The sequence below is a fragment of the Jiella pacifica genome, assembly GCF_010500815.1.
In the GTDB taxonomy this organism is placed as follows: Bacteria; Pseudomonadota; Alphaproteobacteria; order Rhizobiales; family Rhizobiaceae; genus Jiella; species Jiella pacifica.
Genome location: NZ_JAAAMG010000016.1, coordinates 18,797 through 32,717, shown reverse-complemented (window position 1 = coordinate 32,717; position 13,921 = coordinate 18,797). Strand labels below are relative to the sequence as shown.

Sequence of the window (13,921 nt, the reverse complement as noted above, 5' to 3'; positions counted from 1 at the left end):
CGGAGTTCTTGCCGCGCATTTGGGAAAACCTTATAGGCCTTGTTCCTGATGACCGCACCCGCCCAAAGCCTTCCGAGCCGCCGCCGCCATCTCATCGGCATCGCCGGCCTTTCGCCCCAGGACATCACCGAACTTCTCGATCTCGCCGAGGCGGATGTCGCCGTTTCGCGGCAGGTCGAGAAGAAGAAGTCGGTGCTCAAGGGGCGCACCCAGATCAACCTGTTCTTCGAGGCCTCGACGCGAACCCAGGCCTCGTTCGAGCTCGCCGGCAAAAGGCTCGGGGCCGACGTCATGAACATGTCGGTGGCGAGCTCCTCGGTGAAGAAGGGCGAGACGCTGATCGACACGGCGATGACGCTCAACGCCATGCGGCCGGACCTTCTCGTCGTCCGGCACCATTCGGCCGGCGCCGTCGCGCTGCTCGCCCAGAAGGTCGCCTGCTCGGTGGTCAATGCCGGCGACGGCGCCCACGAGCACCCGACCCAGGCGCTTCTGGACGCGCTGACGATCCGCCGGCACAAGGGCCGCATCGCGACGCTGATCGTCGCGATCTGCGGCGACGTGCTGCACAGCCGGGTCGCCCGTTCCAACATTCTTCTGCTCAACGCACTCGGGGCCGAGGTGCGCGTCGTTGCACCATCAACGCTTCTGCCGAGCGGCATCGAACAGATGGGCGTGAAAGTCTTTCGGCGCATGGACGAGGGGCTGAAGGGCGCCGACGTGGTGATGATGCTGCGGCTGCAGCGCGAGCGCATGGAGGGCGCCTTCGTCCCCTCGGTGCGCGAGTATTTCCGCTATTTCGGGCTCGATGCGACGAAGCTCGCCTACGCCAAGCCCGATGCGCTCGTCATGCATCCCGGGCCGATGAATCGCGGCGTCGAGATCGCCTCGGAGATCGCCGATGGACCGATGAGCGTGATCGAGGAACAGGTCGAGATGGGCGTCGCGGTGCGCATGGCGGTGATCGAATACCTTCTAGGTCTCTCGGCGGAGGGCAACCGATGACCGAACGCCCGATCGTCATCGAGAAGATTCGCATCGTCGATCCCGCCCGCAAGCTCGACGCCGTCGGCACGATCATCGTCGAGAACGGCGTTATCGTCGCCGCCGGAGCGGATGCCCTGAACCAGGGCCGGCCGGACGGCGCGACGGTGATCGACGGTTCGGGCCGCACCGCCCTGCCCGGCCTCGTCGACGCCCGCGTCTTCATCGGGGAGCCGGGTGGCGAGCATCGCGAGACCATCGCCTCGGCCTCGCGGGCGGCTGCGGCGGGCGGCGTCACCTCGATCCTGACCATGCCGGACACCGATCCGGTGATCGACGACGTCGCGATCGCCGAATTCGTCATGCGCACGGCGAGAGACACCGCCCTCGTCAACGTCTTTCCCGCCGCGGCCCTCACCAAGGGGCTGAAAGGCAAGGAGATGACCGAGATCGGGCTTCTCACCGATGCCGGCGTGAAGGCCTTCACGGAAGGGCGCAAGACCCTGGCGGACCCGGCGCTGATGCGCCGCATCATGACCTATGCCCGCGATTTCGGCGCCGTCGTCATGCACGAGACGCAAGATGCGGCCCTCGCCGGCAGCGGTGTGATGAACGAAGGTCTCTACGCTTCCTGGCTGGGGCTCCCGGGGATTCCGGGCGAGGCCGAGATCATCCCGCTGGAGCGCGACCTCAGGCTCGCCGCGCTGACCCGTTGCCGCTATCACGCCGCGAAGATCTCGCTCGGCGAATCGGCCGCCGTCGTCGCTGGCGCCAAGCGCCGCGGCCTTGCCGTCACCGCCGGCGTCTCGATCAACCATCTGTCGCTCAACGAGAACGACGTCGGCCAGTACCGGACCTATTTCCGCCTCTCCCCGCCGCTGCGGCGCGAAGAGGACCGGCTCGCCATGGTCGAGGCGCTCGCCGATGGCACGGTCGACATCATCGTGTCCTCCCACGATCCACAGGACGCCGACGACAAGCGGCGGCCCTTCGCCGAGGCGGAGGCCGGCGCGATCGGCCTCGAGACGCTCCTTCCGGCCGCCCTGCGGCTGTATCACTCCGGCGCCGTGCCGCTGATGCGGCTCGTCGAGGCGATGACCAGCGCGCCGGCGGCGCTGCTCGGGCTCGACCGGGGAACGCTGAAACCCGGCGCGCCGGCCGACCTCGCCATCGTCGATCTCGACCGGCCCTTCGTCTTCACCGAGGACCTCATCCGCTCACGCTCGAAGAATTCCGCCTTCGAGAACGCCCGCTTCGCCGGCCAGGTCTTGCGGACGATCGTTTCGGGCCGCACAGTCTTCGAAGCGGCAGGATAGGCCCGGGACGGCAGAAGTCGGCTCGACCACTTGCCCCCGTTATATCAAGTACTTGGCCGACAAATCGGCGGGCATCGCAGTTTCGAGTTGGAGGAAAGATCGTGCTGGAGGACGCGTCCCTGAATTTCGGCTGGGCCATTGTCTGCCTCGCCGGCGGCTATGCCTCGGGCTCGATCCCCTTCGGTCTCGTCCTCGGCTATGTCTTCGGCCTCGGCGACATCCGCAAGATCGGCTCGGGCAACATCGGCGCAACCAATGCGCTCAGAACCGGCAACAAGGCGATGGCCGCGCTGACGCTTCTGGGCGACATCCTGAAGGGCACCGTGCCGGTCTTCGTCGCACTCTATTACCTCGGCCCGTTCTACGCGGCGGCCGCCGGCGTCGGCGCCTTTCTCGGCCATGTCTTCCCGGTCTGGCTCGGCTTCAAGGGCGGCAAGGGGGTCGCCACCTATCTCGGCATCCTGCTCGGCATCGCGCCGCTCGGCGTCGTCGTCTTCGCCATCGCCTGGCTCTCGGTGGCCTATCTCACCCGATTTTCCTCGCTCGCCGCCCTCGTCGCGACGCTGCTCGTGCCGATCGCCTATTTCTTCCTGGGCTATCCGGCGGCAGCGCTCCTGACGGCGGTGCTGACGGTGCTCGTCTATATCCGCCACCACGCCAACATCCGCCGTCTGATGGCCGGAACCGAGCCGAAGATCGGGGCCGGAAAGGCATGAGCGCGCGGCGAAACGGCCGCAGAGACGGCGCCACCCCGGGCGGTCCGGGAGATCGCCCGGGAGCGGCGGCATGAGCCTTCCCGCCGCGCCGCGGCGCGGCGTCGTCCTCACCGAGGCGATGCGGCTGTCCTGGCTGCGGCTGATCCGCAGCGAGAATGTCGGTCCCGTCACCTTCCGCGAACTCGTCAACCGCTTCGGCACGGCTGCGGCCGCGCTCGAGGCCCTGCCCGATCTCGCCTCGCGCGGCGGCCGGCGGATCGTCGTCTGTTCGGAGGCGGCGGCCAGCGAAGAAATGGCCCGGGCGCAAAAGCTCGGCGCGCGATTCGTCTGCCGGGGCGAGCCGGACTATCCGGTGCATCTGCGCAGCGTCGCGGACGCGCCGCCGGTGCTGGCGCTGATGGGCGATGCGGTCTGTCTGCAACGGCCGTCGGTGGCCATCGTCGGCGCCCGCAACGCCTCGCTGTCCGGCATCAAGCTGACGCGGATGTTCTCCACCGGCATGGGAAAGGCCGGTTATGTCGTGGTGTCCGGGCTTGCCCGCGGCATCGACGCCGCCGCCCACGATGCGGCGCTCGCCACCGGAACGGTGGGCGTCTTCGCCGGTGGCCTCGACCGGCCCTATCCGCTCGAAAACCGCCCGCTGATGCGCAAGATCGTCGACGAGGGCGGTGCGCTGGTCTCGGAAATGCCCTTCGGCTGGACGCCGCGGGCGATCGACTTTCCGCGGCGCAACCGGCTGGTCGCCGGGCTGTCGCTGGGGCTTCTGGTGGTCGAGGCGGCGCTGCGCTCGGGATCGCTGATCAGCGCGCGGCTGGCCGGAGAGCTCGGCCGCCTCGTCTTCGCCGTGCCGGGCTCGCCGCTTGATCCGCGCGCCGCCGGCGCCAACCGGCTGATTCGCGAAGGCGCGATCCTCGCCTGCGAGCCAGCCGACGTCCTCGAAGCGCTGGACCCGCTGGCGGCGCGGGGCCAACAGCCAGACGACGGTGCGCTTGGCGAACCAGACATGGAGGGGCCGATGGAAGAACCCTCGGAGGGCGAGCGGGCGCGGATCGTCGAGACCCTCGGGCCGACCCCCGTGGCGATCGACGAGATCATCGCCCATACCGGAATCTCGCCGGGCGTCGTTCAGCTGGTGATTCTCGAACTCGACCTTGCCGGACGGCTGGAGCGCCATGCCGGCGGCATGGTGTCGCTTCTGTTGTAGGGCCGCCGTCCCAGCTCCGCGCGACAACCGATCAGGTTGACGGGCCATCCGCGGCCTGGTCGAGACTGGCAATCCACGCTTCCGTCTCAAGCTTCGCCATATCGAGGAAATAGAGCAGGATGGCGCCTTTTTCGGCACCGGATACAACCTTTAGCTGTTCGATCATGTCGCGAACATATTCGAGATTCGCGCGTGAACTGCCGTCGCCTTCTTTCATGCTTCTGAACTCGACATGGATTGGGGTTTTCCGGGCAAAAACCGACATTCGGCACCATCTTAGTTTGGTTGCATGGTTATAAACACGTTCGTCTAATGGTTGCAACCACAAGCGCCGAAAGATGCTGCGGGCTTGACCGTTCCGGCGTGACTGTCCATCTGTCGCATGCCTTGCGCCGGGTTCACGCCGAGCCGACACGGTCGAAGGCCCGATCTGCCACGCCCTCACGCGAACAGGAATCTTATGGACGTCGTCATCGTCGAATCGCCCGCCAAAGCGAAGACGATCAACAAATATCTCGGCAACGGCTACAAGGTCCTTGCCTCCTATGGCCATGTTCGCGATCTGCCGGCCAAGGACGGATCGGTGCGCCCGGACGAGGACTTCGCGATGAGCTGGGAGGTCGGGAAACCGTCCCAGAAGCGGCTGAGCGAGATCGTCCAGGCGATGAAGGGGGCCGATGCCCTCGTTCTCGCCACCGACCCCGACCGCGAGGGCGAAGCGATCTCTTGGCACGTCCTCGAGGTGCTGCGACAGAAGAAGGCGATCGGCAAGAAGCCGGTCAGCCGCGTGGTGTTCAATGCGATCACCAAGAAGGCCGTGCTCGACGCCATGGCCAATCCGCGGCAGATCGACGAGCCGCTGGTCGACGCCTATCTCGCCCGTCGGGCGCTCGACTATCTGGTCGGCTTCACGCTTTCCCCGGTCCTGTGGCGCAAGCTGCCCGGCGCGCGTTCTGCCGGCCGCGTCCAGTCGGTGGCGCTGCGCCTCGTCTGCGACCGCGAGGCCGAGATCGAGCGTTTCAAGCCAGAAGAGTACTGGTCGATCGTCGCCCATCTGGCGACCGAGCGGAAGGAAGCCTTCGATGCCCGGCTGACCGCCTTCGACGGCGAGAAGATCCAGCGCCTCAGCGTCAAAAACGGCGACGTCGCCGGGACGATCAAGCGGATGCTCGACGCGTCGACCTTCACGGTCGAAAGCGTCGAGGCGAAGCCGACGCGCCGCAATCCCGGTCCGCCCTTCACCACCTCGACCCTTCAGCAGGCCGCTTCCGCCAAGCTCGGCTTCTCGGCCTCGCGTACCATGCAGGTCGCGCAGCGTCTTTATGAGGGTATCGACCTCGGCGGCGAGACCGTCGGCCTCATCACCTATATGCGGACCGACGGCGTCCAGATGGCGCCCGAGGCAATCGAAGGCGCCCGTGGTGCGATCGGCACCAGCTTCGGCGCGCGGTACGTGCCGGAGAAGCCACGCTTCTATTCGACCAAGGCGAAAAACGCCCAGGAAGCCCACGAGGCCATCCGCCCGACCGACTTCACCCGCTCGCCCCAGGAGGTGAAGCGTTTCCTCGATCCGGATCAGTTCCGGCTCTACGACATGGTCTGGAAGCGCGGCATCGCCAGCCAGATGGCCTCGGCCGAGATCGAACGGACCACCGTCGAGATCGACGCCAAGGGCGACGGCAAGACGGCGAAGCTGCGGGCGTCCGGCCAGGTGGTGAAGTTCGACGGCTTCCTCGCCGCCTATGTCGACCACCGCGATGATTCCAAATCGCCCACGGATACGGACGACGAGGGCGATGATGCCCGGCTGCCGCAGATGGCGGCGAAGGAGAGCGTCGAGCGCAAGGGCATCGACGCCGACCAGCACTTCACCGAGCCGCCGCCGCGCTTTTCCGAAGCCTCGCTGATCAAGCGGATGGAAGAGCTCGGCATCGGCCGCCCGTCGACCTATGCCGCGACCCTGCAGACCCTGCAGGATCGCGAGTACATCGTCGTTGACAAGAAGAAGCTGCTGCCCGAGGCGAAGGGCCGGCTGGTCACCGCCTTCCTGCACAATTTCTTCGAGCGCTACGTCGAATATGATTTCACCGCGGATCTCGAAGAAAAGCTCGACAAGATCTCGGCGGGCGAACTCTCCTGGAAGGATGTCCTGCGCGACTTCTGGCAGGACTTCTCCGGCCATGTCGAAGGCACCAAGGAGCTGCGCGTCTCCGACGTCCTCGACGCCTTGAACGAGGAACTGGCGCCGCTGGTCTTCCCGCCGAAGGAGGACGGCACCGAGCCGCGCGCCTGCCCGCGCTGCGGCGAGGGCAAGCTGTCGCTCAAGCTCGGCAAGTTCGGCGCCTTCGTCGGCTGCTCGAACTATCCCGAATGCGGCTACACCCGCCAGCTGGGCACGAGCTTCTCGGCCGATGCCGCCGACGGAGAGACCGCCGACGGCCCGAAGGATCTCGGCACCGATCTCGAGACCGGCGAGCCGGTGACGCTGCGTTCCGGCCGCTTCGGGCCATACGTCCAGCGCGGCGAGGGCAAGGAAGCCAAGCGCTCGTCGCTGCCGAAGGGCTGGCAGGCTTCGGAGATCGATCTGGAAAAGGCCCTGCGGCTGTTGTCGCTGCCGCGCGAGGTCGGCCTGCACCCCGAAAGCGGCAAGCCGATCCTTGCCGGCCTCGGGCGCTACGGTCCGTTCCTGCAGCATGACGGCATGTATGCCAATCTCGAGACGATCGAGGACGTCTTCGAGGTCGGCCTCAACCGCGCCGTCACGGTGATCGCCGAGAAGAAGGAAAAGGGCCCGCGGGGCCGGGCGACGCCCGCCGCGATCGCGACGCTCGGCGAACATCCGACGCTGGGCGGCGAGATCACCGTGCGCGACGGCCGCTTCGGGCCCTATGTCAACACCGGCAAGATCAACGCCACGCTTCCCAAGGGCAAGGACCCGGCTTCCGTGACGCTCGAAGAGGCGATCCAGATCCTCAATGAGCGGGCCGAGAAGACCGGCGCCAAGACCTCCGGGGCGAAGAAGTCGGCTTCGGCCAAGAAGGCTCCGGCGAAGAAGGCCTCCAACGGCAAGGCGACCGAGGACGGCGAGAAAAAGCCTGCCAAGGCGAAGACCGCGACCAAGGCGAAGGGATCGACTGGCGCGAAGGATGCGGCCGCCGCGAAGACGTCCGCCGGTAAAGGCTCGGCGGCCAAGGCGAAGGTTCCGGCGGAGGCGTCCGACAGCGTCCCCTGGGACGCGGACTGACGCCATGGCAAGGCGCAAGGCCGGCGCGGACGAGACCCCGACGCTCACCCGAGAAGCGGTGCTGCGCTTCGTCGCGGACAATCCCGGCCGCGCCTCCAAGCGCGAGATCGCCAAGGCTTTCGGCGTCAAGGGCGACGACCGGATCGCCCTGAAGCACCTTCTCAAGGAGCTGCAGGAAGACGGCGTCATTTCGGGCGACCGCCGCCGCTTCAAGACCCCTGGCGCCTTGCCGCCGGTCGGCGTCTTCGAGATCCGCCGGCGTGACGCGGAAGGCGCGCTCGTCGCCGAGCCCGTCACCTGGGACCGGCTGGAGGACGGCGATCCGCCGAGCCTGCCGGTCCGCATCGATCGCGCCAAGGGCCAAGTCCCCGGCGTCGGCGAGCGCATCCTCGCGAAAGTGGTCGAGGCCGGCGAAGAGGGCGGCGAGAGCGAGGCTGCGGGCGAGCGCTACCTGAAGATCATCCGCGTCCTCGAAAAGCGCCGCAGCCTGTCGCTCGGCGTCTTCCGGGCGGTGCCCGGCGGCGGCGGCCGGGTCGAGCCGGTCGAGCGCAAGCAGTCCGAATACATGATCCCGCCGGGTGACGCCAAGGACGCCAAGGACGGCGATCTGGTCGAAGTCGAGGCCGGCCCGCGCCGGCGCATCGGCCTGCCGACCGGCATTATCGTCGAGGTCATCGGCTCGGTGAATTCCGAACGGGCGATTTCCTCGATCGCGCTCCATGCCCACGGCATCCCGCACGTCTTTCCGAAAGCCGTTTTGGAGGAAGCCGAAGCCGCCGGTCCGGCTGGGATGAAGGACCGCGAGGACTGGCGCAAGCTGCCGCTCGTCACCATCGATCCCGCCGATGCCAAGGACCACGACGACGCCGTCCATGCCGCGCCGGACGAGGATCCCGCCAATCCGGGCGGCTTCGTCGTCACCGTCGCGATCGCCGACGTCTCCTGGTATGTCCGGCCGGGCTCGAAGCTCGACAACGAGGCGCGGCTCAGGGGCAATTCGGTCTATTTCCCCGACCGCGTCGTGCCGATGCTGCCCGAACGGATATCCAACGATCTCTGCTCGCTGCGCGAGGGCGTCGAGCGCCCTGCCCTTGCCGTCCGTCTCGTCCTCGGCGCCGATGGCGAGAAGCGCCGGCACACGTTCCACCGCGTGATGATGAAGAGCTGCGCCAAGCTCGCCTACGAAGAGGCGCAGGCGGCGATCGACGGCGCGGCGGGCGATGTCGACCCCGACATTGTCGAGACCGTGCTGAAGCCGCTCTGGGAAGCCTACCGGCTGTCGCGCCAGGCCCGCGAACGTCGCCAGCCGCTCGATCTCGACCTGCCCGAGCGGCGGCTGAAGCTCGACGCGAGCGGCCGCGTCGAGAAGGTCGTCGTGCCGCTGCGCCTCGACGCCCACCGGCTGATCGAGGAGTTCATGATCCTCGCCAATGTCGCCGCGGCCGAAAGCCTCGAGAAACAGCGCCAGCAGCTGATCTACCGGGCCCACGACGCGCCGTCGCTGTCGAAGCTCGAGGGGCTGCGCGAGTTCCTGAAGAGCCTCGACATCTCCCTCGCCAAGGCCGGCGCGCTCAGGCCCTCGCATTTCAACCAGATCCTCGCCCGGGTGAAGGGCGGCGACAACGAGCAGCTGGTCAACGAGGTGGTCCTGCGGTCCCAGTCCCAGGCCGTGTACACGCCCGACAATCTCGGCCATTTCGGCCTCAACCTCGCCCGCTACGCCCATTTCACCTCGCCGATCCGCCGCTATGCCGATCTGATCGTCCACCGGGCCCTGGTGACGGCGCTTTCCCTCGGCGAAGGCGGCCTGTCGAAGGAGGACGAGGAACTTCTGGCGGAAACGGCCGAGGAGATTTCGCGAGCCGAGCGCCGCGCCATGGCGGCGGAGCGCGACACCGTCGACCGGCTGATTGCCCATCACCTCGCCGAGCGCGTCGGCGAGACCTTCGACGGCCGCATCGCCGGGGTGACCAGGGCCGGGCTGTTCGTCCAGCTGCCGACCTACGGCGCCGACGGTTTCGTGCCGATCGCCACCCTCGGAAACGAGTATTTCCACTACGACGAGGCCACCCACAGCCTCGTGGGCGACCGGTCCGGCCATGGTTATCGGCTCGGCGATACGGTAGAGGTTCGCCTCGTCCAGGCCCTGCCGCTGGCCGGGTCGCTGCAGTTCGAGATGCTGAGCGAGCCGCGCGAACTGCCGCGCGCAACGGGCTCGTTCCACAAGACGTCGAAGCGCGGCCGCTTCAAGGACCGCGACCGGAACGTCAAGGCGAAGGTAAGGAGAAGGCGATGAGCGAGGCGAGCAACGCGGTTCCGACCGCAGACGCCACCTGGCGCCCGAGCGCGGAGGAGCGGCCGATCGGCCGTGCCCTCTGGCGCGGCTTCAAGTGTCGCTGCCCGCAATGCGGCGAGGGACGGCTGTTCAAGAGCTTCGTCAAGTCGGTCGACGAATGCAGCGTGTGCGGCCTGGAGGTGCATCACCACCGCGCCGACGATCTGCCGCCCTACCTGACCATCTTCATCGTCGGCCACATCGTCGTCGCCGGTTTCATGGCGATGGAGGAGATGGTCGAACTGACCATGTGGGAGCATCTGGCGATCTGGGTGCCGGTCACCGTCCTCCTCAGCCTCGCGTTGATGCAGCCGCTGAAGGGCGCGACGATCGGTCTGCAATGGGCGCTGAAGATGGGCGGCTTCTCCGACGAGCCGCAGTCAGAGGAGCCCCGCGGGTGACGAGCGATGCCGAACTGCTGGACGGTCTCGAAGCCGAGCGGCGGGAGGTCGTGGTGCGGGGCGGCGAAGGTGCCACGACGCCGGTCCATGACGCGGCGACGCTGATCATCGTCGACGAAAGCGAAGGTTTGCCGCGCTTTCTCATGGGAATGAGGGGCGCCCGGCATGTCTTCATGGCGAACCGCTTCGTCTTTCCCGGCGGCCGTGTCGACGAATGCGACCGTCATCTTGCCGCCACCGTGACGCTCGCGGACGACGTCCTTGCCCGCTTGATGGGCTGCGTTTCTGCCGACTTCACCGCCGTTCACGCGGGCGCCCTTGCCTTCGCGGCGATCCGCGAAACCTTCGAGGAAACCGGGCTCCTGATTGCCGAAGACCGCCCCTATGCGGGGTCGGTGCCGGCGGCTTTCGACGTCTTTGCCAAGCGAGGCATGACGCCGGCGACGGGCGCGCTGGTGCCGGTCGCCCGGGCGATTACTCCGCAGGGCGCGCCGCGATGCTTCGACACGAGGTTCTTCGTCATCAGCGCGTCATCGATCGCAGGGATCACCGAGTCCTTCGATCCGCCGAGCGACGAGCTCGAACGGATCGGTTGGATTTCGGCCGGTGCGCTGGACGATCATTCCATCGCCCCGATCACCCGGGCCGTGCTCGCCGAGGTCATGACGCGGATGAAGGATGGTACGTGGCAGGATGCCTCGGTGAGGATGCCGTTCTACCGGGTGGTCGACGGCTCTTTTCAAAAAGATCTCGTCTAGCAATGACCCGTCCGTTCGAAGATCCGCCGCGCTTCGTCGACCCGGCCGGGCTTCCGGGCGCATCCACCTTGCCGTTGCGGGCCAGCCGCCGCCTCGCCGGACCGGCGGCTCATCCGTCGGCTCGCTCTCAACGGGAATAGAACCTTGGATCGATCGACCGCGGACGACATCCTCGCCGAAGCCGAGGCCGAGCTCGAATCCGTAGACTGGCTGTCGGCGGCTGCTGCCATCGCCTCGATCAGCGCCGTCGGCATTGCCCTTGGCCTCGGGCTGCCGCTCCTCAGCGTCATTCTCGAACGGCGCGGCATCTCGGCTTCGCTCATCGGCGCCAATTCCGCCGTGGCGGGTCTCGCCTCCCTCGCCGCCGCCCCGCTGATCACGCCGATCGCCCAGCGCATCGGGGTTCGGGTCGCGATGCTGACGGCGATCGTCGTCGCGGGCTTGTCGGCCATCGGCTTTTACGTCTTCACGCCGTTCTGGACGTGGTTTCCGCTGCGGCTGACCTTCCATTTCTCGATCACCGCGCTGTTCGTCCTGTCCGAATTCTGGATCAACGCCTCGGCGCCGCGTCGCAAGCGCGGGCTCGTGCTCGGGATCTATGCGACGGTGCTGTCGCTGGGGTTCGCCGCCGGCCCGTGGATCTTCTCGCAGACCGGCTCCCAGGGCTTCCTGCCATTCGGAATCGGCGCGGGCGTCATCTTCCTGTCGGCGATCCCGCTGTTCTTCGCCTGGAACCGGGAACCGGCAATCTCCAAGGACCGCCGAAAGGGCTCGTTCTGGCGATACGTCTATGCCGTCCCGACGGCGACCGGTGCGGTGCTGATCTTCGGCGCGGTGGAATCGGGCGGCTTCACGCTGTTTCCGGTGTTCGGCGAGCGGGTCGGTTTCTCCGAGGCCGCAGCAGCCCAGCTTCTCACCGCCGTCGGCATCGGCAACGTCGTCATGCAGATCCCGATCGGCCTGTTGTCCGACCGGGTGCGCGACCGGCGCACGCTGCTGGCCATCTGCGCCGGCGTCGGGCTGGTCGGGACGCTATGCCTGCCATATCTCGTACACGACTGGTGGCTGATGGCCTGCGTCCTGTTCGTCTGGGGCGGCGTCGTCGCCGGGCTCTACACCGTCGGTCTCGCCCATCTTGGCGCGCGCCTGCCGGCGCGTGATCTCGCCGACGCCAATGCCGCCTTCATCTTCTGCTATTCGGCCGGCATGCTCATCGGTCCGCAGGCGATCGGCAGCACGATGGACGTCTTCGGGCCGAGCGGTTTCGCCTGGTCGCTTGCAGTGTTCTTCGCGATTTATTTCGCACTGGCGCTCGGGCGTATCCTCACCGCACGGTCATCCTGACCGCCCGTTGAGGGCGGGTCTTCGCATCCCGGCCGGGCCGTTCGTACCTGTGCAAAGCCTTGACAGAATCGCGTTCATGGCTATTGTCCGGCCGAATTTGCCGGCGCTGCGCGACGGGCGGCTCGCTGTATCTGCGAGAAAGCCTGTCGGCATCGCCCGGCAAGAACTCCATCGGCGCAGGCCAGCGGTCGATTGCGGGAGGTTTTACCGACCGGGATCGTTCCTGCGTATCATCAGAACGAGGAAGACCATGGCCAAGGCGACCACCATCAAGGTCAAGCTGCTGTCCACCGCCGACACCGGCTTTTTCTACGTCACGCGCAAGAACTCGCGCACCATGACGGACAAGATCACCAAGACCAAGTACGACCCGATCGCGCGCAAGCACGTCGAGTTCCGCGAGACGAAGATCAAGTAAGTTAGCTGCGACCGCCACTCGCGGTCGAGGCACTGATCGATCGTGCGAATCGAGAGCGGCCGTGGCGGGATTTTCCGCCACGGCCGCTTTGCGTTGGGGTTGGCGTGCGAACTCCATAAATTCCGAGCGCCCTCATCCTGAGGTGCCGCCGCAGGCGGCCTCGAAGGGCGAGGGTGCGGGGCGCCGACGCCGGGATGGCTTCGGTCCTTTCAGCGATGGCGCCTGCCGCCCCTCGCCCTTCGAGGCTCCGCCGCTCTGCGAGCGGCTCCACGCCTCAGGATGAGGGGCTTCCCTCATCCGCCGCGTCCTGCCGGACTCAGCGAGCGCCTGGCTGCTGCCGCACCTTCGTCAGCGCCTGTTCGAACGCCGCGTCGGGCACGAAGAAGTCGGCCATCGGCACGCCGTTCTCCGGCCCGTATTTCGCAAAGTCGGTAACGCCCTCCTCCATCAGCAGGAGTTCGTCGATGACGAAGCGGCCGGTGAACTCCCGCGACGGCTTGGTCAGGATCGCATGGGCGGCGTCGGCGACGATTTCCGGCGAGCGGCTCATCGCCGCCAGCGGCGCACCGCCGAGGACGTTGCGGACGGCTGCCGTGTCGATCACCGTCAGCGGCCACAGCGAGTTGGCGGCGATGCCGTCGGCCTTCAGCTCTTGCGCCAATCCCAGCGTCACCATCGACATGCCGAATTTCGCCATCGAATAGGCGACGTGCCCGGCAAACCACTTCGCCTGCATGTCGAGCGGCGGCGACAGCGTCAGGATGTGCGGGTTCTCGGCCTTCTTCAGATGCGGGATGCAGCATTTGGAGACCAGGAAGGTGCCCCGCGCGTTCACGCCGTTCATCAGGTCGTAGCGCTTCATCTCGGTCGACTCAGTGTCGGTCAGCTGGATCGCCGAGGCGTTGTTGACGCAGATGTCGATGCCGCCGAAATGCTCGGCCGCCTTCGCCACCGCCGCCTCCACCTGGGCGTCTTCGCGGATGTCGCAGAGAACGGCCAGCCCCTTGCCGCCGGCCTTCTCGATTTCTTCGACCGCGGTGTGGATCGTCCCCGGCAGCTTCGGATGCGGCTGGTCGGTCTTGGCCGCGATGACGACGTTCGCCCCATCCTGTGCTGCTCTCAGCGCGATGGCGAGGCCGATGCCGCGCGAGCCGCCGGACATGAAGATTGTCTTTCCCTGAAGCGTTGCCGCCATGGTCGT

General features: G+C 67.1%; 12 protein-coding genes. 10 read left to right on the top strand and 2 right to left on the bottom strand.

The annotated features are described in order from the left end of the window. Positions 1-48: 48 nt before the first annotated feature. The 4 genes from GTK09_RS17960 to dprA all read left to right on the top strand — a co-directional run bounded on the left by GTK09_RS17960 (position 49) and on the right by dprA (position 4,220). Positions 49-1,005 (top strand): aspartate carbamoyltransferase catalytic subunit, encoded by a 957-nt coding sequence (locus GTK09_RS17960; protein WP_163464856.1) that lies wholly within the window; start codon positions 49-51, stop codon positions 1,003-1,005. Next, positions 1,002-2,300 (top strand): dihydroorotase, encoded by a 1,299-nt coding sequence (locus tag GTK09_RS17955; protein WP_163464855.1) that lies wholly within the window; start codon positions 1,002-1,004, stop codon positions 2,298-2,300. The genes GTK09_RS17960 and GTK09_RS17955 overlap by 4 nt, the downstream gene beginning before the upstream one ends. A gap of 104 nt (positions 2,301-2,404) precedes the next feature. Then, on the top strand, positions 2,405-3,016 hold the full coding sequence (plsY, locus tag GTK09_RS17950; protein ID WP_246217990.1) for a glycerol-3-phosphate 1-O-acyltransferase PlsY: 612 nt from the start codon (positions 2,405-2,407) through the stop codon (positions 3,014-3,016). A gap of 70 nt (positions 3,017-3,086) precedes the next feature. Then, positions 3,087-4,220 (top strand): DNA-processing protein DprA, encoded by a 1,134-nt coding sequence (gene dprA, locus GTK09_RS17945; RefSeq protein ID WP_163464854.1) that lies wholly within the window; start codon positions 3,087-3,089, stop codon positions 4,218-4,220. Between the two features lie 31 nt (positions 4,221-4,251). On the opposite strand, the gene GTK09_RS17940 is transcribed toward dprA, so the two are convergent. After that, on the bottom strand, positions 4,252-4,485 hold the full coding sequence (locus GTK09_RS17940; protein WP_163464853.1) for a hypothetical protein: 234 nt from the start codon (positions 4,483-4,485) through the stop codon (positions 4,252-4,254). 195 nt (positions 4,486-4,680) lie between these two features. Here GTK09_RS17940 and topA point away from each other — a divergent pair, with 195 nt between their 5' ends. From topA to rpmG, 6 genes are all read left to right on the top strand, one after another. Further along, positions 4,681-7,464, top strand: a complete 2,784-nt coding sequence (topA, locus tag GTK09_RS17935; protein ID WP_163464852.1) for a type I DNA topoisomerase — start codon at positions 4,681-4,683, stop codon at positions 7,462-7,464. A gap of 4 nt (positions 7,465-7,468) precedes the next feature. Beyond that, a complete protein-coding gene (gene rnr, locus GTK09_RS17930; RefSeq protein WP_163464851.1) occupies positions 7,469-9,760 on the top strand; it encodes a ribonuclease R in 2,292 nt (763 codons plus the stop codon). Next, the gene (locus GTK09_RS17925; RefSeq protein ID WP_163464850.1) at positions 9,757-10,200 is read left to right on the top strand and encodes a DUF983 domain-containing protein; all 444 of its coding nucleotides are present in this window, start codon (positions 9,757-9,759) and stop codon (positions 10,198-10,200) included. The genes rnr and GTK09_RS17925 overlap by 4 nt, the downstream gene beginning before the upstream one ends. Continuing rightward, positions 10,197-10,958, top strand: a complete 762-nt coding sequence (locus GTK09_RS17920; RefSeq protein WP_163464849.1) for an NUDIX hydrolase — start codon at positions 10,197-10,199, stop codon at positions 10,956-10,958. Before GTK09_RS17925 ends, GTK09_RS17920 begins: the two co-directional genes overlap by 4 nt. 144 nt (positions 10,959-11,102) lie before the next feature. Continuing rightward, the gene (locus GTK09_RS17915; RefSeq protein WP_163464848.1) at positions 11,103-12,302 is read left to right on the top strand and encodes an MFS transporter; all 1,200 of its coding nucleotides are present in this window, start codon (positions 11,103-11,105) and stop codon (positions 12,300-12,302) included. Positions 12,303-12,552: 250 nt separating this feature from the next. Continuing rightward, positions 12,553-12,720 (top strand): 50S ribosomal protein L33, encoded by a 168-nt coding sequence (rpmG, locus tag GTK09_RS17910; RefSeq protein ID WP_163464847.1) that lies wholly within the window; start codon positions 12,553-12,555, stop codon positions 12,718-12,720. A 316-nt stretch (positions 12,721-13,036) separates the two neighbouring features. Here rpmG and GTK09_RS17905 read toward each other — a convergent pair whose 3' ends face one another. Further along, positions 13,037-13,915: an SDR family oxidoreductase gene (locus GTK09_RS17905; protein WP_163464846.1), complete on the bottom strand. Its 879-nt coding sequence runs from the start codon at positions 13,913-13,915 to the stop codon at positions 13,037-13,039. Between the last annotated feature and the right edge of the window lie 6 nt (positions 13,916-13,921).